Genomic DNA, 20,308 nt, shown 5'->3' with positions numbered 1-20,308 from the left:
CCGTCCGACCGAGACAAGTAAGCGAGCGCAGCATGACCGTACAGCGACGACACGACCCGGAAGAGCGCGGCTTCGCCAGCGACAACTACGCGGGCGTGCACCCGGAGATCCTTACAGCGATCGCCCTGGCCAACGGCGGCCACCAGGTCAGCTACGGCGCCGACGTCTACACCGAGCGCCTCCAGGAAGTGGTGCGCGGCCACTTCGGCCCCACCGCGCACACGTACCCGGTCTTCAACGGCACCGGCGCGAACGTGGTAGCGCTCCAGACCATGCTCGACCGCTGGGACGCCGTGGTGTGCGCCGAGTCGGCCCACATCAACGTCGACGAGGGCGGGGCGCCCGAGAAGGTCGCCGGGATCAAACTCCTGACGGTGCCCGCATGGGACGGCAAGCTCACCCCTGAGCTGATCGACCGTCAGGCCTGGGGCTTCGAGGACGAGCACCGGGCCCGGCCCAGGGTCGTCTCCATCGCCCAGTCCACTGAGCTCGGCACCTGCTACACGCCGGACGAGATCCGTGCGATCTGCGACCACGCGCACGACCTCGGCATGCTCGTCTACCTGGACGGCGCCCGGCTCGCCAACGCCGCCGCCACCCTCGGCGTGCCCCTGCGCGAGATGACCACCGACGCCGGCGTGGACGTCCTCTCGCTCGGCGGCACCAAGAACGGGTTGCTCTTCGGCGAGGCGGTGATCGTGCTCAACGAGGACGCGGTGCGCGGCATGGCCCATCTGCGCAAGACGAGCATGCAGCTGGGCTCCAAGATGCGTTTCATGTCGGTGCAGTTCGAGGCGCTGCTCGGCGGTGACCTCTGGCAGCGCTCGGCGGCCCGCTCCAACGCGATGACCCAGCGGCTGTACGAGGCGGTGCGCGAACTGCCGGGCCTGGAGATCTCTCGCCCGGTGCAGGCCAACCAGATCTTCGCCGTCCTGCCGCCGGCCGTCACCGAGCGTCTCCAGAAGCGTTTCCGCTTCTACACCTGGGACGAGCAGGCCGGCGAGGTCCGCTGGATGACCTCCTTCGACACCACCGAGGGCGACGTGGACGCGTTCGCGGCGGCGATCGCGGAGGAGCTGGCGACGGAGCGAGGCCAAGGGCCGGCGGGGGGCTTGACCGTGGCCGAGCGCGAGGAACTGGTGCGACTGCGCCGTAAGGTCCGCGAAATGGAGGAGACGATCGAAGCGCTGGGGAAAGAGCCTGACTCGAACCGCAGGACGAAGTAGACGGCGGCGGGAAGCCTGAGGGGGGACAGCCGAGCGCCCTGCCCCCCGGCAGATGAAGCACGAAGAGGTCCTCCAGTTCGAGGTCCACTGCTCGGCACCATGCCCGGGATCACGTGAGGAGGCTGCCCCCGCCGCTGCCACCCCCGCGACGCTGTCGTTCGACCGCCACGTCAGCAGCGTCACGGTGTACGAGGTCCCCTCCAGTCGGCCCAGGACCATGTCCCAAGGGGTGTGCCATCTCGTCCAACTGCGCTCCTACCACATCGAGAAGCTGCGCTGCTTCACAGCGGCACCCGGCGCGACACAACGGGCCGACGGTTTTGGGACGACTCCGGTCTGTACCACTGCCGTTGGTGCGTCTGGCAGTAGTCGGCTGAGCGGTCCGGCGGCGGTCCCGGAGCGACGGCCGTCTCGTTCACGGGGCCCAAGGCTGTGTGAGGGCCAGTCAGCCGATCGTCGGTGTCAACTGGTCGACCACGAAGTGCAGATGCTGAACATGCCCCACCTGGATCCACTTTTCGGCGCTGCCGGATCCACGCGCCCCCTCGCCGTACGCGCACGCGTGCAGCCAGCGTTCCCCCTCGCTCTGGCCGATCCGACGGAACCATCCGGACTCCACGATCCAGCGAGCCATCTCCCGCGCCCGCGACCGGTGATCAGAGCCCCGCGTGGGTGCCCGGGCGATGAGGAAGCCCTCGGGCGTGGTGTAGCGCACCAGTCCCCAGCCCGGGCCGGGCTGCCGTACCGACGCCATGTTCGCGCTGAATGCGTGTTCCGTGGAGTAGTCCCCGTAGACGATGTTCCCGCGGGCCCCGGAGCGGGCCGCCCGCAGTAAGCGGTTCAGTTGCCAGTCATGGCGCTCGACGTGGCGGGTGGGACGTACCTCGAGGTCCCGCAGAGTGCGGGGGAAGGCACCCGACACGAGGACGACTCGGCGCCAGGCGACAAGAGCCCCGAGGACGTCGACCGCGGCGAGGGCCCTCTTCCCCGCGTCCGACGAGTCCGTGACCGGCCCGATGTCCAGGAGAAGGTCGAGTTGTGAGGACTGCAGGCGCAGCCGGTCGACCAACTCCATGAGTTCCGTGGCGGAGTGTGCCTCCGGCAGATCGTCGACCAGGACTCGTATGCCGAGACCGCGCCCGCTCATGAAAGCCAGGTCGGCGGCATGACGCTGGTGCTCCCGACCCCGTTCCGGTCCGGTGACCAGCCGCAGTGTGCTCCTGGTCGTCAGCTGCCACAGGCTTGAGGCCCATGCCTCGACATGGCATTCGACATGCGCCGCGTCCACCCAGCCGGGTAGGCCGTCCATCACCTCGACCAGGGGCCCCACGCGTGAAGCGAGCCACCTGCCGAGTTCAGCCGAATCCGTGTCGGGGTCAGGGAAGGTACGGCGTCCCCGTGGGCGCTCGGGCCCGACTCGTGGGGCCAGCGTCCACAGCGGTGCGATGCGTCGCCTGACGCTGAGATCCAGCTGCGCGTAGGCCGACCGGGCCGCCCGCGTCGTCGGTAACACCGGTACGTAGATCGGCTCCACCATCGCGGCTCCCCCGTCGATTCCGCCTGTCGCCGTATCGCCCCTGATCGAAGGGTGCGGGGAGCAGCTGCTGCTCGAAAGAGCGCGATTCAGGCCAGCCCCTTACCGGTTCGCCGTCCAGAGCAGCCATCATTAGGTTAGCCTTAGCTAATGTGGGTACCCCGAGCTTTCTCCGGGTGCCGTGGGCCGCGGCGTCTTCCCGCGCAGCCGTCGCCACGAAACGGAGTGACCGCGTGACCGTGACACACGCCCGAGCAGGGGAGCCGTCCGCCCAGCCCCTTCCCTGGCCCGAGGACCTGCGGGGCAGCGTGGTCGTGGTCAAGTTCGGCGGCCACGCCATGGTGGACCCGGGACTTCAACTGACGTTCGCCCAGGACGTGGTGGAGTTGTGGCACGCGGGCCTGCGCCCGGTCGTCGTGCACGGCGGCGGGCCGCAGATCAGCGCGATGTTGGACCGGCTCGGCCTGGAGACGCGCTTCGAGGCGGGGCTGCGGGTGACCACGCCCGAGACCATGGACGTGGTGCGCATGGTGCTGACGGGTCGCGTGCAGCGGGAGCTGGTCGGACACATCAACGCCCACGGCCCCTTCGCGGTGGGTCTGACCGGGGAGGACGCCCACACGATGACGGCCGTGCGGCGGCCGGTCCGGGTGGACGGCAGGGCGGTGGACATCGGCCTCGTCGGCGACGTCGTGGACGTCAATCCGGCTATGGTGCGCGCCCTGTTGGAGCAGGACCGCATCCCCGTCGTCTCCCCCGTCGCACGCGGCGCGGACGGGCAGGTCTACAACGTGAACGCCGATCTCGCGGCGGCCGCCCTCGCCGTCTCACTCGATGCCGAGCGGCTGGTGATGCTCACCGACGTCGAGGGGCTGTACGCGGACTGGCCGCGTAGCACCGAGGTGATCGGGCATCTGACGGCCCGGGAGCTGGACGGGCTGCTGCCCGGGCTGGCGAGCGGGATGCTGCCGAAGATGGAGGGCTGTCTGCGGGCCGTCCGCGGCGGGGTGCGCAAGGCGCATGTGGTGGACGGGCGCGTGCCGCGCGCGGTGCTGCACAGTGTGCTCGCCGGGACCAGCCCCGGCACCACCGTGGTTCCCGACGCCGTCACCACGTCCTGACCAGGACGCGTGCCCCGCGCCGCGGGTCCAGGGACTCCGCCCAGGGCCGTGGCGCACGGTGCGCGGTCGTGGGCGTGAAGCCGTGGCGGAGGAACAGTCCGGCGCCTCCGGTGGTCGCCGTGAACAGGGCGTCGAGCGACCGGGCGTGTGCCGTGGCGAGCACCGCGCGTAACAGCCCCGCGCCCGCTCCGCTCCCCTGCCGGTGCGCGGCCACGCAGAAGTTGTAGATAACGCCCGCGCGTTCGCGGCCCTCCCCCGGGTCCGCGGAGTAGGCGCGCAGGCCCACGCAGCCGTCGAGGGTGCCGTCGGGAGCCTGGAGCACCAGGAAGTCGGCCGCGTGGGCGGCATAGAGGGAGACGGGACGTTCGCGCAGTGCGCCCGAGCGCACGAAGGGCCGAGACAGGGCCGCGAGGGCGGCGGCCTCGTCGGGGCGGGCGGTACGCACGGTGGACGTCGGTGCGGCAAGGGCGTGCGGGAGCACGGCAGGGCGCGGCGCAGCCGTGGTCAAGGGGTTCCTTCCTCGGTTCCGGACCGGGGATCAAGCGCGTGGACGGCTCGGACGGCCGTCCACGTACGTCTCCACGACCTCGATGGTGCCGATGCGCGAGGTGTCGACGCTCCGGGGGTCGTCGGCGAGGACGACCAGATCGGCGTTTTTGCCCGGGGTGAGAGAGCCCAGGCGGCCCTCCCAGTGGCAGGCGCGGGCGCCGGCGACGGTGTACGCGTGCAGGGCCTGGTCGACGGTGACGGCCTCGTCCGGGCCGATGAGCTGCCCGGAGGCAGAGGCGCGTTCGACCATGAACTGGACGGCGAGCAGGGGCGATCCGTCGGCGACGGGCCGGTCGGAGCTGCCCACCAGGGGAATGCCGTGATCCAGGAAGGCCCGGCCCCGGTACATCCAGGGCGCCCGTTCCTCGCCCATGATCGAGGCGTAGTCGTCGCCGAAGCAGCGCAGGAAGTTCGGCTGGACGACCGCGCTGACGCCGAGCCGCGCCATGCGCGGGAGCTGGTCGGGCCGGATCAGCCCGGCGTGTTCGATGCGGTGGCGGGCCTCGGGGCGGGGCCGGATCCGCTGGGCGCGCTCGATCGCGTCCAGGGCGATGTCGGCCGCACGGTCGCCGATGGCGTGCACGGCGAGCTGCCAGCCGGCGAGGTGGCCGTCCACGATGAGCTCGGTGAGCACGACCGGGTCGTCCTGCAACTGCCCGGCATGGTCGAGCCCTTCGTACGGGCTGGTCAGTGCGGCCGTACGGGCCATCATGCCGCCGTCGGTGTATACCTTCAGCGCGCCCACGGAGAGCCGGTCGTCGCCGAAGCCGGTGCGCAGGCCGAGGTCGAGGGCGCGCGGGATGCCGTCGGCCTCGTGCGCGGCAACCCGGCGCAGCCGGTCCGCGGACACCATGAGCTGCACCCGTAGCGGCAACAGGTCCTTGTCCCGGGCGAGTTGGTAGGCGCCGAGTTCGACGGGGCTGTGACCGAAGAGGGTGCCGCCGATGCCCGCTTCGGCGCAGGCGGTGACGCCCTCGGTCAGACAGGTGCGGGCCGCGCGGCCGATCGCCTCGGCCAGGTCCTCCTGGGCGTGCGGAAGGCGCAGGGCGCGGGCGGCGCCCATGGCCCGCTCGGCGAGGAAGCCGTTGTCGTGCGGGATGCCGGCGGGGAGCAGGTCCAGGACGGCGGTGTTGACGACGCAGCCGTGCCCGGAGTCGTGCAGCAGATAGAGCTTGCGTCCGTCGCTCACCCGGTCGAGTTCGGCGGCGGTCAGATGGCGGCCCAGGGCCCGCTGGTCGTAGCCGGCGATGCTCACCCAGTCGCCGGGGGCCCGGGTGCGGGCGACCGCCTCGGCCCCGACCGCGAGCACGTCCTCGACGCGGGTGCGGCCGGCGACGCTCGGGGTGTTCTGCTTGAACCCGGTCCAGGCGAGGTGGACATGGGCGTCGATGAACCCCGGCAGCACCGTGGCGCCCTGGAGGTCGACGATGTCCCGGGCGGGCAGGGAGGTCACGGCCTCGTCGAGGCCCGCGATCCGGCCCTGCCAGATGCCCAGGTCATGAGCGACCGGGTGGTCCGGATCCATGGTGAGGAAACGGGCGTTGGTCAGCCTGGTGCACAGCATCGGCGGTATCAGGCGTCCTGGGACGCGGCGAGGGACCGGGGGCGCAGGTCCGTCCAGTGGGTCTCGACGTACTCCAGGCATGCCTCGCGGGTGTTCTCGGCGAAGGCGATCGCCCATCCCCCGGGGACCTCGGCGAAGGACGGCCAGAGGGAGTGCTGGCCCTCGTCGTTCACCAGGACGAGGAACCGGCCTTCGTTGTCGTCGAAGGGGTTGGTGCTCATGCTTCGCGCCTCCTCGAAGGGGTCAAGATTAGGTTAGGCTCGCCTAATTGACGGAGCTTAGCCTTTGCCCCTTCCCTCTCACAAGGAGACGCTCATGCGCGTGGCCGCGGCCGGCAGTCAGGACGCGTTCGCCGGGTTCGGGCTGCCGGGCGCGCCCGGCAGTTCCGCGTTCTGGGCTGCTGTGGGGGCGCCCTCGTCGGTGCCCGCCGAGGGCGGCGGCTGGGTGACGCTGTTCCTGTGGCGCGGGTCGTCGCCGGTGACCATCGAGTTCGAGAGTTGGTCGGAGCCGGTCGCCCTGCGCCGCTGGCAGGACACCGACTGCTGGTACGCCGAGGTACGCATGCCTCAGCGGCTGCGGGTGACGTACCGGTTCCTGGCGGGTGAGGTCTTCCATGCCGACCCGTTCAACCCGGCCGGGGCGGGCGGCGAGCGGTCCATCGCCGCGACCCCGGATGCCCCGGAGCAGCCGCACTGGCCCGTCCTCGGGGCGGACGCGGTGCTGCCCCTGCCGCGGGCGCGGATCCGGTGGGCCAGTGAGCGACTGGGCGGGCGGCGGACCGTGCGGGTTCATCCGGCGGGGGGCGGTGGGCCGGTGGTGCTGCTGCTCGACGGCGACGACTGGCTCCATCTGCATCCGGCCGTGACCGCGTTCGACTCGGCGGTGGCGGCGGGTGAGGTGCCGCCCGTCACTCTGGTCTTCCTGCCCGCCAAGGACCGGGTCGCCGAGTTCACGTGCCGGCCCCAGCTGTGGGAGGCGGTGCGGGACGAACTGCTGCCGCTGGTGGCGGAGTCGGGCGTCCCTGCCGATCCGGAGCGGCTGGTGGTCGCCGGGCAGAGTCTCGGGGGGCTGAGTGCGGTGTACGCGGCGCTGGAGTATCCCGAGTTGGTGTCGCGGGTGGCGTGTCAGTCGGGGTCGTTCTGGTGGACGCCGGATGCCCTGCGGGCGGCTGATCCGTTGGGGGGTTCGGTCGGGGGTGTGATCGCCGAGCGGTTGCGGGCGGGGGTTGATCTGTCGGGGCTGCGGGTCGCGTTCGATGTCGGGGAGCACGAGGACCGGATGCTGCCCCACTGTGAGGTGACCGAGGGTTTGGTGGAGCGGGCCGGGGCGACCGTGCGGGTGTCCCGGTCCGCGTCGGGGCATGACCGGGCGGGGTGGCGTCATGCGCTGCTCAGGGATGTCGGCTGGGCGCTTCGCGCGTAGCGCCGTTGTCGGGTGCGGGTGCGTGGGGGCCGGTCGCGCAGTTCCCCGCGCCCCTTGAGGGCATGTCCCCCTGGCCCCTTCAGAATCGACACCTGACCTCGGCGCTTCGCGTGTAACGCCGTTGTCGGGTGCGGGTGCGTGGGGGCCGGTCGCGCAGTTCCCCGCGCCCCCTGAGGGCATGTCCCCCTGGCCCCTTCAGAATCCACACGTGGACTCGGCGCACGGCGTCGGGTGCCGGTGCGTGGGGGCCGATCGTGCAGTTCCCCGCGCCCCCGAAGGTCAGCGTGCCACCGCCGAGCGGTATTTCTGGTCTCTTGCCAGCAGGTTGCGGTGGGTGTCCTCTGCTGTGATGGCTCCGTCGTCCAGGACCAGGACGCGGTCCGCCGCGTCCAGGAACGCCGGGCTGCTGGTGATCACGATCGTCGTGCGGCCCCGGCGCAGCTTCGCCACGTTGCGGGCGACGAGTTGTTCGGTGACCGCGTCCACCGCCGTCGTCGGGTCGTGCAGGACGAGGACGTCGGTGTCGGCGGCCAGGGCGCGTGCCAGGGAGAGGCGTTGGCGCTGACCTCCGGAGAGGTTGGCGCCCCGGTCGCGGACGCCGTAGTCGAGGCCCTCGCGGTGCAGGGCCACGACGTCGGTCAGCATGGACGCCTCGACCGCCTCGGGGACCGAACGGCTGGTGCCCGACGGGTCGATGTTCGTGCGGAGGGTGCCTGCGAAGATCTCCCCGTCGTAGGGGTTGACCAGCAGGTGCTCGCGGATCGCCTCGACGGAGAGGTCCGCCAGGTCCTTGTCGCCGATCCGTACCGTTCCCTCGTACGCGGTGGGCGGGACGCGCACGGCCAGGACGGCGGCGAGGTCGGCCGCCGCGCGCGGCTGATAGGGGGCGATGGCGACGAACTCACCTGCCCTCACCTGGAACTTCAGGTTGGTCAGGGTGCCGTGGCGGACGCAGTCGATCTCCAGGTCGCCGCCCCCGGACGGGCGTTCGGAGCCCGGGGTCATGACCGGCGGGGCCGACAGCACCAGAGCCATCCGCTCGGCCGAGGCGCGCGCGATCATCACGTACTTGGGCATCTCGGAGAACAGCTTGAGCGGTTCCATGATGAACTGCGCCAGGCCCACGGCCATGACGAGTTCGCCGATGGTGACCCGTCCCTCGAACGCCAGCCAGCCCGCCGTCAGGGTCACGGCGCCGGCGAGGACCGCGTTGAGGGCCAGCGCGGTGCCCGCGTAGGCGCCGTTCACCTTGGCGACGGTGATCGACTGGCGTCTCGCCTCCGTGCTGACCTGCCGGTAGGACCGGAAGGCGGCGTGGTTGCCGCCGAAGCCGTGCAGCGGGCGCAGGCCGGCGATCAGGTCGGCGACCTTCGCACCCGCCCGCGCCACCCGGGCCTGCTGCTCCTGGGTGCTGCTGCCGATCCGCTTGGACATCACGCTGAGGATCGACAGGATCGCGACGGTGCCCACGATCACCAGCAGCCCCAGCCGGATGTCCGCCAGGCCCAGGGCGACCGCCGCGACCAGCACCGCCACGAGCGAGCTGATCAGCAGCGGCACCACCTCGATGATGTCGGCGGTCTGGTCGGCGTCCTCGGTGGCGATGGTCAGCACCTCGCCGGACTTGAGGTCGACGTCCCGGGCCACGGGCTGCAGACCGCAGGCCGCGACCTTCACCCGCCAGCGGTGCGCCTCGGTCGTGTTGGCCTTCTGCAGGATCCGCATGCCGAACCGCCACGACAGCGAAACCGTCGTGATGATCACGGCCAGGGCGCCGATCGACACGGCGAGCGCCTGGAGGCTGCGGCCGTCCCGCAGCGTGTGCTCGACGATCAGGCCGAGTGCGATGGGGAAGGCCGTCTCGCCGGCCTGGTAGAGGCCCATGAGGAGGGTGCCCCAGGCCATGGCGCCGATGTTGCGGCGCAGGGCGGTCCGGAGGATGGCGGCCCCGTGGCGGGGCCGCTGGGTGTCAGTTGTCATCGAGGTGGCGGGCAATCGCTTCCGGGGTTCGCAGGGTGAACAGATCGCGGATGGTGAGCACGGGACCGTACTCGCGGCGGAGCAGCCCGACGAGCCGCACCGCCAGCATGGAGTGTCCCCCCAGGGACACGAAGTCGCTCACCGCGCTCACCTCGTCGTCGTCAAGATGCAGTGCCTCGGCGAAGTACTCGCACACCACGGTCTCGGTCTCGGTCTGCGGGCCCCGCTCCCCCGCCGTGGTCAGCGCGCCCAGCGGCTTGGCCTCGGGCAGCGCCTTGGTGTCAGCCTTCCCGTTCACCGTCAGCGGGATGCTGTCGACCTGGGCGTAGTGCGTGGGCCGCAGGAAGTCCGGCAGTCCGGCGCCCACGTCGGCGGCGACGTCCGCCAGATCCGCCCCGTCCAGGACCAGGTAGGCGGCCAGCCGGTGGGCGCCGTCGACCTGCGGGTCGGGCTGGGCGACCGCGGCGACGAACCGCACCGCCGGGTGCGCCGCGAACACCGCCTCGACCTCGCCGAGTTCGACGCGGTGGCCGCGGATCTTGACCTGCTGGTCGGTGCGGCCCAGGTACATCAGGTTGCCGTCCGGACGGCGGACCACCAGGTCACCGGTGCGGTACATGCGCTCGCCGGGCTCGCCGAACGGGCAGGCGACGAAACGGTGGGCCGTCTGGGCGGGCTGCCCGAGGTAGCCGCGCGCGATGCCGATGCCCGACACGTACAGCTCGCCGGGCACACCGTCCGGCAGCGGCCGCAGCCACGGATCCAGGACGTACACGTCGGTGTTGTCGATGGCCACGCCCACGACCGGGTCCTGGCACTCGAAGGTGCCGACGCCCAGGGTGTTGATGGTGTACTCGGTGGGCCCGTACAGGTTGTAGCCCACGGTGCCCTCGGTGTCGGCGAGCCGCTGCCACAGCGTCGGCGTGACGGCCTCGCCCCCGAGCAGCACCAGCGCCGGCCGCCGCGCCGGGTCGTCGAGCAGGCCCTCGGCGACGAGTTGCTGCGCGTAGGTCGGCGTCACGTTGATGACGTCGATGCCGTGCTCCAGGCAGTACGCGACCAGCCTGGGCGCGTCCCGGCGCAACTCCTCGTCGCAAATGTGCACTTCATGGCCGTCGGCGAGCCACAGCAGCTCCTCCCACGACATGTCGAACGCGAACGACACGGTGTGCGCGATCCGGAAGAGGCGGTGTCCGTGCTCGGCCAGCACCGGCTCGAAGATCCTGCGCTGGTGGTTGATCAGCATGTTGGTGAGACCGGCGTACTCGGTCACCACGCCCTTGGGCTTCCCGGTGGAGCCGGAGGTGTAGATCGTGTACGCGGGGTGGCGCAGCCGGTCCGGGTCGTCCGGCGCGAACGTCACGTAGGGCTCGGCGTCGGGAAGTGGCCGGTCCAGTTCGATCAGGTCGCCGGTCAGCCGGGGCGAGACCGCGCTCACGGTGAGGATCACGTCCGGGCGGGCGTCGTCGACGATGGCCGCGATCCGCTCGTCCGGGTGGTCCAGCTCCAGCGGCACGTATGCGGCGCCGACCCGCAGGACGGCGAACAGCGCCGCGATCCAGTCGAGGGAGCGCGGGATGGCGAGCCCCACGGTCGTCTCCGGTCCGATGCCGCGCGCGGCGAGCACGCCCGCCACGGCCCGGCTGCGGTCGCGGAGTTCGGCGAACGTCATCGTCGAGCCGTGGGCGACGAGTGCCACCCGCTGCGGGTCGCGGTCCGCCGCCCGGTCGAACCGGTCGACGACCGTGTCCGTGCCGACGTCGGTGCGTGCGGCCGGCTCGGGCACCGGGCCCAGACCCCGCAGCGCGCCGACCGGCCCGGTGGCACGGGCCAGGTCTTCGAGCACGCCCAGGTAGTCGTCGAGGAGACGGCGGGCGTTGCCGGTGTCGCCGTCGCGGTACTCCAGCTTGACCGTGAGCCGGTCGCCGGGCGTGACGACCCAGGTGAACGGATAGTGGGTGGAGTCGTCGGCCTTCACCGAGGTGATGCCGTGCCGGGTGTTCATCTCGGCGAACGCGTCCATGTCCAGGAAATTCTGGAGCACGAAGAGGTTGTCGAACAGGGTGTCGTGCCCGCTGGCCCGCTGGATCTCGCCGAGCCCGAGGTGCTCGTGCTCCATTGCCTCGACCCGGGCGGTCTGGACGGCCGACAGGTAGGCGCCGACCGTGTCGTCGGGGCGGGTCCGGGTCCACATCGGCACGGTGTTGAGCAGCACGCCGACGATGTCGGAGCGCCCCTCGCCGTCCCGGCCGGAGACGGTCACGCCGAACACGGCGTCGGCGCGGCCGGTGTGCGCGCCGAGGAGCAGGCCGAACGCGCCGGTCAGCACGGAGTTCAGGGTGACGCCGTGCACCCGGGCCGCCTCGCGCACCAGCGCGGACCGCTCGGCGGACAGGGTGTGCACGAGCGCACTCGGCAGGTCGTCCGAGAAGGACGGCGATGGTCCGGCGAGCAGCGTCGGGCCGGGGAGAGCGGCCAGGTGGTCCGCCCAGAAGCGCTCCGACGCCGCCGGGTCCCTGGCGTCGAGGGCCCGGGCGTACTCCTCGAAGCTCGGTGTGGCGGGCGTCGGATCGAGCGGCTCGCCGGCGAGGACGGCGCGGTAGGCGTCGAAGAGGTCCCGCAGGACGATCTCCCGGGACCAGCCGTCCCACAGCAGCAGGTGGTAGCTGAGCAGCAGGCCGTCCCGGTCGCCGGGCAGGTGCACGACGGTCAGCCGGATCAGCGGCGGCTCGCCCGGATCGAAGCCCGTGTCCCGGTCCCGGGCGCGCAGGGCGTCGACCTCCGCGTCCGTCGACAGGGCGATCGTACGGACGTCGACCCGTCGCCCGGCCTTGAGGATCTGGACCGGGTTTCCGTCCTCGTCGGTGCCGAAGCCGGCGCCGGCGACCGGGTGCCTCGCGATCACGTGGGTCATCGCCTCGGCCAGCGCGCCGGTGTCCAGGCGCCGGTCGAAGGTGAACCAGTTCTGTGCGACGTAGTGTCCGGCCGAGCCCGCCATCTGGGCCTGGAAGAACAGGCCGCGCTGGAGCGGGGTGACCGGTGCGGTGCGCTCGGCCGTCGTCGCGGCGTCCGCGAGGTGCTTCAGCGCGCTGCGCCAGTACTCGGTGATCGCGTCGGGGACGCCTTCGGCGAGGACGAACTCGGCGAGCAGGGCGCCGGTTGCCTCGTCGGTCCAGGCGTTGACCTCGACGGCGTACGGGCTGCCCTGGTCGCCGCCGGAGAGGTGCAGCGCCTGGGACTCGCTGCCCCGGCCGAGGTAGTTGAACAGCACCTGCGGGCGGGCGGTGAGCAGTGGGGCCGTCTGCGGGTCGAGGTACCTGAGCCGGCCGTAGGCGACGTGTCCGCGCTCGTCCGGCTGGCGCTCGGCGACCTCGCGGGCCGCGGCGACGGGGTCGGTGTGCGCGGTGAGCCGTACGGGCGCGATGGCGGTGAACCAGCCGACGGTACGGGTGTAGTCGTGCTGTTCGAGGACCGGGACCCGGCCGTGCCGCTCCAGGTCGATCGCGAGGTCGCCGGGGGACGGCTGGATGCGGGTCAGCGCGGTGCGCAGGGCGCCGCAGAGAAGTTCGGTGAGGCCGACGCCGAGTGCGGCGGGGGCGGCGCGGGTGACGCTGTCGCTCACGTCCGGGGCGAGTACCACCGTCGTCCTGCGCAACGCCCCCGTACGCGGAAGCAGTTCGGGAGCCTGGAGGGTGGTGACCCAGTGGCCGAGGTCGTCGAGGTCCTGGGCCGCCCGGAGCGTCAGGGCTTCGGCGTACTCGGCGTACGAGGTGGTCGGCGGGGCGAGGGGCTCGCCGCGCAGGGCCGTGGCCAGGTCGTCGAGCAGGATCAGCCAGGAAACCGCGTCGACGGCGAGGTGGTGCACGGTGACGACGAGGGTGTGACTCGCCTCCAGCCACGCGAACGCGATGACGTTCCCTGACTCGGGGTCGAGTCGTCCGGCCGCCTCGTTCGCCACGGCCGTCGCGTCGGTGGTGTCCGGGCGTACGACGGTGACGTCGTGGGCGGGTTCGGTGCGCAGGGACCACACGCCGTGCTCTGTGCGGAGCCTCAGCCGCAGGGCCGGGTGGGCGGCGACCACGGCGTTCGCGGCGCGTACGGCGTCCGTGAAGCCGGTGCCGTCGGGGGCCCGGAGTGTCCTGGCCTGGGCGAAACGGGTGAGGGAGCCGCCGAGTTCGCGTTGGCGGAGGATGATCGGGGTGGGTGTGAGGGGGCCGTCCTCGCGGCGGGTGGGGGCTTGAGGGGTCGGGGCTGTGCTGGTGCTCAGGTGTTCGGCCAGCGCGCGGGGGGTCTTGAGCAGGAAGACGTCCCTGGGTGCGATGGGCAGGCCGAGGGTGCGGGCCCTGTTCACGACCGTGATGGCGATGATGCTGTCGCCTCCGGCGCGGAAGAAGTCGGTGTCGGCGTCTACGGAAGCGCCGGGCAGCGTCTCGGTGAAGATGTTGGTGAGTGCGGCTACCGCGGTGGTTTCGTCTGCGGGTGCGTGGGGGCTGGTCGCGCAGTTCCCCGCGCCCCTGAGGGGGCGTTCGGCCAGGGCCTTCCGGTCCAGCTTGCCGTTGATCGTCAGCGGTAGGGCCTCGATCGTGAGGATCTGGCCCGGGACCATGTGGACGGGAAGACTGGACGACAGACGGGCCGTCAGGTCGGGCGGCACGCTGCCCACCACATGCGCCACCAGGTGATCCCCGGTGTCCGCCACCGTCACCGCCACGTCGGTCACGCCGTCGATGGCCCTGATCGCGGACTCCACCTCGCCCAACTCGATGCGGAATCCTTTGAGTTGCACCTGATCGTCCGCGCGGCCGGTGAAGACCAGTTCGCCGTCGAGGGTGCGGAGCGCGAGGTCGCCCGTGTGGTACATGCGGGAGCCGTCGGACGTGAACGGGTTCGCGACGAAGCGGCCCGCGGTGAGCCCGGGCCGGCCCAGGTAGCCGAGGGCCACCTGGTCGCCGGCGACGTAGATGGCGCCCTCGCGGCCCGGCGGCACCGGGCGGAGCCGGTCGTCGAGCAGGTAGGTGACCAGGCCGGGGATCGGGCCGCCGATGGGGCTGACGTCGTCGCCGGGGCCGAAGTCGGCGTCGGTCAGGACCCGGTGGGTGACGTGGACGGTGGTCTCGGTGATGCCGTACATGTTGACCAGCTCGGGTGCGGACGTGCCGTGCCGTTCGACCCAGCCGCGCAGCCGTCCGAGGTCCAGTGCCTCGCCGCCGAAGATGATCCGGCGCAGTGCGGGCAGCGGTTCGCCGGCGAGCCGGTCGGCCTCGATGAACTGGTGGAAGGCGGACGGGGTCTGGTTGAGCACGGTCACGCCGCGTTCGCGGACCATGCGGTGGAAGTCGACCGGGGAGCGCGTCAGCCCGTACTCGGGCACCAGCAGCTCGCCGCCGAACGCCAGCGCGCCCCACAGCTCCCAGACGGCGAAGTCGAAGGAGAAGGAGTGGAACTGGACCCAGACGTCCCGTGGGCCGAAGTCCATGTCCGGCCCGGTGTTCGCGAGCAGCGACACGACACTGGAGTGCGGGACGACGACGCCCTTGGGGCGGCCCGTGGATCCGGAGGTGTAGATCACGTAGGCGGGGGTGTGCCAGTCGGGCTCGGGGGCGGGCTCCGTGGGAGCGGCCGGGGGCTCTTCGCCCTGGACCAGCACCTGGGCCGGCGCCCCCGCCCGGGCCAGGAGGTCCGTGAAGCGGTCGCGCTGGTCCCGGTCCACGAGGACGACCTGCGGGGCCGCGTCGGCGAGGATGTACTCCAGCCGCTCGTCCGGGTAGGCCAGGTCGAGGGGGACGTACGCGCCGCCCGCGCCGACGATCGCGACGAGGGCGACGACCTGCTCCAGGGAGCGGGGGACGGCGACGGCGACCCGCTTGCCCGGGCCGACTCCTGCCACGCGCAGGGCGGAGGCGAGGTCGTTCTTTGCGGCGGAGAGTTCGCCGTAGGTCAGGGAGCGGGTGGCGCCGTCGAGGCCGCACTGGGTGACTGCGGTGGCCGCCGGGTCGCGGCGGGCCGCGGTGTCGAACAGTCCGCCCAGGGTGGTCGGGGTGAGAGGGGCGGGGCGTCGTGCGGCTCCCGCCGCCAGGTCGTCGACCAGGGTGTCCGGCTGCGCGAGCAGGCCGGTCAGGGCCCCGCTGAACGTGTGCAGGATCGCCCGGGCGGTCGACTCGCGCAGCAGTTCACCGTCGTAGATGAGGTTGAAGCGCGGGCGGCCGTCGGGGGCGCGCTCGACCACGAGGGTCAGCGGGTAGTGCGGGGCGCCCTCGTTGACGAGGGCCGTGATGGTCAGGGTGTCGCCGGGGCTGCGCAGCGCGGTCAGGTCGGTGGTCACGTCGAACACCACAAGCGTGTCGAAGAGGGAACCGGAGCCGGCCTGGCGGCCGATGCGCGCCAGGGAGACGTGCTGGTGCGGCAGGACCGTGCTCTGGTGGTCGCGCACCGAGGTGAGCAGGTCGGCGGCGGTGGTTCCGGGAGCCCAACGGGCGCGTACGGCAATGGTGTTGATGAAGAGGCCCACCATGTCGCCGATGCCGGGCACCTCTGCGTCGCGGCCGGAGACCGTGGAGCCGAAGACCACGTCCCGGCCCTGGAGGATGCCGCCGAGGGTGACGGCCCAGGCGCTGTGCACGGCGACGCTCAGCGGCACTCCGGCCTCGCGGACGGCGGTGTCGAGGTCGCCCTCGGGTTCCACGGAGGTGTCGGCGAACCGGTCGGAGGGGGTGTGTCCCTCGGCGACCAGCGACGGGCCGGGCAGCTCGGCGAGTTCCTCGCGCCAGACGCGGTCGCTCTCGTCGGCATCGCGTCCGGCGAGCCAGTGCACATAGTCGGCGAAGCCGCCGATCGGGTGGACGGTGCCCGGCGCGTGGTACTCGGCGAGCAGCGCGCGGAGCATCGGCGGCACGGACCAGCCGTCGGCGATGATGTGGTGCACGGTCTGCACCAGGACGTTCCGGCCGGAGCCGGTGCGGATGAGCGTGTACCGCATGAGGGGGCCGGTGGCCAGGTCGAAGCCGGTGCGGCGGTCCCGTTCGGCGAGGTCGCCTATCTCCTCGTCGCTGATGTTGGGGCGGTCCAGCGTGGTGAAGAGGGCTTCGACGCCGTTCTCCAGGACGGAGACCACGCGGCCGTCGGCCAGGGCTGTGAAGCGCGCGGCCAGGTTCGGGAACAGGGTGAGCAGCCGGGTGGCCGCCGCGGCGAGCCGGCCGGCGTCCGCTTCGCCTTCCAAGGTGAGCAGTTGCTGCTCGACGTAGGCGGCCGAGGAGTCGTCGTCGAAGACCGAGTGGAAGTAGAGGCCTTCCTGGAGCGGCGTCAGCGGCAGGACGTCCCGCAGCGCCGGACCGTCCAAGGCGTCGACGTCGGCCTGGGTGAGCGGTACGAGGGGGAAGTCGCTGGGCGAGTGGCCGCCCTGATCGAGTGCGGCGAGGCCGGTCAGGGCCGTGCGGAAGTAGTCGCCGAGTGTCGTGATGTCGGCGTCGGTGAACAGGCCGTCGGGCCAGGAGACGGTGGTGACGAGTTCGTAGGCGCCGGAGGCGGCGGGTTCGGCGATCGCGTTGAACTCCAGGGCGCGCGGCAGCCGCATCCGGGGGTCGCGCCTTTCGCCCAGCTGGCCGGTGGTGCCCGCGAGTTGCCAGTCGCCGGGGGCGCCGGCGGCGAAGCGGCCGAGGTAGTTGAAGAGCACCTGGGGTGCGGGGGCGTCGAACTCGCTGTGGGTGAGGTAGCGCAGGGCGCCGTAGGAGACGCCGTTGTCCGGTACCCGGGCGAGGTCTTCCTTGACCGCTTTGAGGGCTGCGGTCAGATACTCGGGGGTGGTGAAGTCGGTTGCCGTGCCGGGGTCGACGGTCACCGGGAAGAGGGTGGTGAACCAGCCTACGGTCCGCGACAGTTCCGGCTCGAAGCCCGCGGAGCTCGCGACGAACTGTCCTTCGCGGCCGTGGCCTTCGAGTTCGATGTGGGCGAAGGTCTGGTCCTGGCCGAGGTCGCGGCGGTGCCGGGCGAGGGCGACGGCGAGCGCGGTGAGCAGGACGTCGTTGACGCCGGCGTGGAACTTCGCGGGGATCTCGTTCAGCAGCGCGGCCGTGACTTCGGGGCCGACCGTGACGGTCCGCAGGCGTTCGTTCGCGACCGTGTCGGTCGCGGCGAGGGGGCGGCGGGCCAGCGGGCGGTCCTCGCCGGGCAGGGGCCGCCGGTAGGAGGAGCTGTCGGCGTCGAACGCGGCGCGTTCCAGCAGCTGGGTCCAGCGCCGGAACGACGTGCCCACCGGAGGGAGTTCGACGGGCCGGCCCGCGCTGACCTGCCGCCAGGCGGTGGCCAGGTCCTCCATCAGGACGCGCCAGGAGATGCCGTCGACGATCACGTGGTGGGCGACGAGGACGAGTTGGCGTGCCTCGGGGCGCCAGACGGCGCGGAGCATCACGCCGCCCGTGGGGTCCAGTGCGCCGGTGGCGAGGGCGACGCAGTCGTCGAGCGGCCGGTCGCTGCGCTGCCAGCCCGGCTCGGCCCGGTCCGCGTCGGGGATGTCGAAGCTCCATCGGCTGCCGCGCACCAGCTTGGCGCGGAGCATGTCGTGCCGGGTGACGAGGGCGGTGAAGATCGCGTCGAGGGCGTCGGCGGTCAGGTCCGCCGGCGTGTTCAGGACGACCGACTGGACGAAACCGTCGATGGCGTCCGTGGTCTCGCCGAGCCACTGCACGATGGGCGAGCCCACGACGGTGCCGGTGGCCACATCGGCGTGGTCGACGGTGGAGACGTCCTCGCGGCTCGCGACCGCGGCCAGGGCGCCCACCGTGCCGTGGGTGAAGATCTGCCGTGCCGTGACGTGCAGGCCCTGCTCGCGCAGCGCGCTGAGCAGGGAGATCGCGAGGATGCTGTCGCCGCCGAGCTGGAAGAAGTCCTGGTCGACACCGACCTCTTCGAGGCGCAGCACCTCGGCGACGGCGGCGCACACAGCGCGCTCGTCGTCGGTGGTGGGGCGGACGAGCGGGCCCGCCTGGGTCGTGGGCTCGGGCAGCGCGTCGCGGTCGAGCTTGCCGTTGGCGGTGAGCGGGAACTCCTCCATGACGACGATGTGGGCGGGCACCATGTACTCGACCATGTGCGCGCCGGCCCACGCCTTGACCTCGTCGGCCCGCAGGTCGGCACGGCCGGCGGCGGGGATGACGTAGCCGATCAGGTAGGTGCCGCCCGCCGCGTTCTTCTTCGCGACGACGCAGGTGTGCCGGACCCCGGGGTGTTCGGCGAGGCCGACCTCGACGTCCTCGATCTCCAGCCGCATGCCGCGGATCTTGATCTGGTTGTCGGCGCGGCCGAGGAAGTCCAGTGATCCGTCGGGGGCGAAGCGGGCGAGGTCGCCGGTGCGGTAGAGGCGGGAGCCGTCGTTCGCGAAGGGGTTGGCGACGAAGCGGGAGGCGGTCAGGCCCGGCGCGTTGACATAGCCGCGGCCCAGGAGGAAGCCGCCGACGTAGAGTTCACCGCCGACGCCGACCGGGACCGGACGCAGTTCGTCGTCCAGGACGTAGAGCTGGGTGTTGGGGTTGGCCTTGCCGATGGACGTCGACAGGCGTTCCGCGGCGCCCCGGTAGATGACGTGCGAGACGCCGATGGTCGTCTCGGCGGGGCCGTAGCCGTGGTACATGGGGATGTTGTCGAGCTTGGTGCGGAACCGCTCGTACAGCTCGGGGGTGAGCACTTCCCCGCCGCACCACACGTGCCGCAGGCTGTCCAGGCGGCCGGAGTCGCCGGCCATCTCCAGCAGCACGTCCAGCATGGACGACACCAGATAGGTGAAGGTGACGCGCTGTTCGGCGATGACGCTCAGCAGGTGGTGCGGGTCGCGTTCGCCGCCGGGCCGCAGGACGACGAGCCGGCCGCCGCAGACCAGCGGCAGGAAGATCTCGTTGATGGAGATGTCGAAGGACAGTGGCGCCTTGAACAGCGAGGCGTCGTCATGGCCGAAGCCGAGGATCTCGTTCACCTGCCACAACAGGCGCTCGCTGATCGCCTCGTGGCGGATCATCGCACCCTTGGGCCGCCCGGTCGAACCGGACGTGAAGATCACGTAGGCCAGCGCGTCGCCGAGGACGGTGACGCCGGTCCCCTCTTTCGGATGCGCGTCGTACCGCCAGTCGCCGAGGTCGACGGCCACGGCGTCCGGTTCGGCCGGGTCGTGCTCGCCCGTGGCGTTCAGCTGGACGACGACCCGGGCGTCCTCGATGACGACGGCGCGCCGCGCGGCGGGCCACTGCGGGTCGAGAGGCACGAAGGCGCACCCGGCCTGGAGCACGGCGAGCAGCCCGACGACCATGTCGGCGGAGCGGCTCAGGGAGATGCCGACGACCTGTTCGGGGCCGAGCCCCCGCCCGAGCAGGTGATGCGCCAACTGGCTGGAGTGTTCGGCGACTTGGCGGTAGGTCAGCGACCGGTGCTCGTCGACGACGGCTAGGGCGTCCGGCCGGGCACTCGCCTGCGCGCGGAACATCTCCACGAGGGTGGGACGGTCCCGGTCGGCCCGGTTGTCGTTCCACTCGGCCAGGGTCCGCAGCCTCGCCGTCACGCCGGAGGGGCCGACGGTGCCGAGCGGCCGGTCCGGGAAGTCGGCCAGGTCGTCCAGCGCGAGCTGCGCGTCCTCGGGTGTGACGCCGTCGGGGACGGTGATGCCGCGGCCGTCCGGGGAGATCTCCCAACCGGCGGGTGCCGCACCGCCGTTGTCGACCCAGCCGAGGACGTCGGCGAAGAGCGTGCCGGGGGTGAGGTCGATGCCCTCGGGGCTCCGGCCCGTCGCCCAGTACGACAGGGCGATGGCGCAGGCCTCGGTGATGGTCCTGTCCGGGTAGTCGCCGATCCGCCGGCGCACATCGGCCAGGCGCGTGGGAGAAAGCAGTGCGAGACGAGCGCGCGATTCCATCATCGAAGACTCAGCGTCCCT

The 20,308-nt window shown here is 71.9% G+C and carries 9 protein-coding genes; 3 read left to right on the top strand and 6 right to left on the bottom strand.

The features are described from left to right. The first annotated feature begins 32 nt into the window (after positions 1-32). Positions 33-1,226 (top strand): threonine aldolase family protein, encoded by a 1,194-nt coding sequence (locus QOL88_RS34665; protein ID WP_097222176.1) that lies wholly within the window; start codon positions 33-35, stop codon positions 1,224-1,226. Between the two features lie 445 nt (positions 1,227-1,671). On the opposite strand, the gene QOL88_RS34660 is transcribed toward QOL88_RS34665, so the two are convergent. After that, on the bottom strand, positions 1,672-2,763 hold the full coding sequence (locus tag QOL88_RS34660) for a beta family protein (RefSeq protein ID WP_097222175.1): 1,092 nt from the start codon (positions 2,761-2,763) through the stop codon (positions 1,672-1,674). A 230-nt stretch (positions 2,764-2,993) separates the two neighbouring features. On the opposite strand from QOL88_RS34660, the gene argB reads away from it, so the two are divergent. Continuing rightward, positions 2,994-3,881 (top strand): acetylglutamate kinase, encoded by an 888-nt coding sequence (gene argB, locus QOL88_RS34655; protein WP_179879040.1) that lies wholly within the window; start codon positions 2,994-2,996, stop codon positions 3,879-3,881. Here argB and QOL88_RS34650 read toward each other — a convergent pair. Genes QOL88_RS34650 through QOL88_RS34640 form a run of 3 tightly spaced genes read right to left on the bottom strand, consistent with a single transcriptional unit; the run spans position 3,868 to position 6,215 of the window. Then, positions 3,868-4,389, bottom strand: coding sequence for a GNAT family N-acetyltransferase (locus QOL88_RS34650; protein WP_097222174.1), 522 nt, complete (start codon positions 4,387-4,389; stop codon positions 3,868-3,870). The genes argB and QOL88_RS34650 overlap by 14 nt on opposite strands. Positions 4,390-4,419: 30 nt before the next feature. Beyond that, positions 4,420-5,994, bottom strand: a complete 1,575-nt coding sequence (locus QOL88_RS34645) for an amidohydrolase (RefSeq protein WP_097222173.1) — start codon at positions 5,992-5,994, stop codon at positions 4,420-4,422. Between the two features lie 8 nt (positions 5,995-6,002). Beyond that, on the bottom strand, positions 6,003-6,215 hold the full coding sequence (locus QOL88_RS34640) for an MbtH family protein (protein ID WP_097222172.1): 213 nt from the start codon (positions 6,213-6,215) through the stop codon (positions 6,003-6,005). Positions 6,216-6,309: 94 nt separating this feature from the next. Between QOL88_RS34640 and QOL88_RS34635 the strand changes: the two genes are divergently transcribed. After that, the gene (locus tag QOL88_RS34635) at positions 6,310-7,416 is read left to right on the top strand and encodes an alpha/beta hydrolase-fold protein (RefSeq protein WP_097222171.1); all 1,107 of its coding nucleotides are present in this window, start codon (positions 6,310-6,312) and stop codon (positions 7,414-7,416) included. Positions 7,417-7,695: 279 nt separating this feature from the next. Here QOL88_RS34635 and QOL88_RS34630 read toward each other — a convergent pair whose 3' ends face one another. After that, positions 7,696-9,396 carry an ABC transporter ATP-binding protein gene (locus QOL88_RS34630; protein WP_097222170.1) on the bottom strand — a complete coding sequence of 567 codons (1,701 nt, stop codon included), beginning with the start codon at positions 9,394-9,396 and terminating at the stop codon, positions 7,696-7,698. After that, on the bottom strand, positions 9,386-20,290 hold the full coding sequence (locus tag QOL88_RS34625) for a non-ribosomal peptide synthetase (RefSeq protein WP_097222169.1): 10,905 nt from the start codon (positions 20,288-20,290) through the stop codon (positions 9,386-9,388). Before QOL88_RS34625 ends, QOL88_RS34630 begins: the two co-directional genes overlap by 11 nt. Between the last annotated feature and the right edge of the window lie 18 nt (positions 20,291-20,308).

The organism is Streptomyces sp. Ag82_O1-12 (assembly GCF_900182715.1).
Taxonomy (GTDB): Bacteria; Actinomycetota; Actinomycetes; order Streptomycetales; family Streptomycetaceae; genus Streptomyces; species Streptomyces massasporeus.
The sequence above is the reverse complement of the archived record's forward strand: the minus strand, read 5'-3'. Positions and strand labels throughout refer to the sequence as shown.

Excerpts from the sequence above, each read along its gene's own strand:
- QOL88_RS34665 (WP_097222176.1), top strand. The coding sequence starts at position 33 with ATGACCGTACAGCGACGACACGACCCGGAAGAGCGCGGCTTCGCCAGC.
- QOL88_RS34660 (WP_097222175.1), bottom strand. The coding sequence starts at position 2,763 with ATGGTGGAGCCGATCTACGTACCGGTGTTACCGACGACGCGGGCGGCC.
- QOL88_RS34645 (WP_097222173.1), bottom strand. The coding sequence starts at position 5,994 with ATGCTGTGCACCAGGCTGACCAACGCCCGTTTCCTCACCATGGATCCG.
- QOL88_RS34640 (WP_097222172.1), bottom strand. The coding sequence starts at position 6,215 with ATGAGCACCAACCCCTTCGACGACAACGAAGGCCGGTTCCTCGTCCTG.
- QOL88_RS34635 (WP_097222171.1), top strand. The coding sequence starts at position 6,310 with ATGCGCGTGGCCGCGGCCGGCAGTCAGGACGCGTTCGCCGGGTTCGGG.
- QOL88_RS34630 (WP_097222170.1), bottom strand. The coding sequence starts at position 9,396 with ATGACAACTGACACCCAGCGGCCCCGCCACGGGGCCGCCATCCTCCGG.
- QOL88_RS34625 (WP_097222169.1), bottom strand. The coding sequence starts at position 20,290 with ATGATGGAATCGCGCGCTCGTCTCGCACTGCTTTCTCCCACGCGCCTG.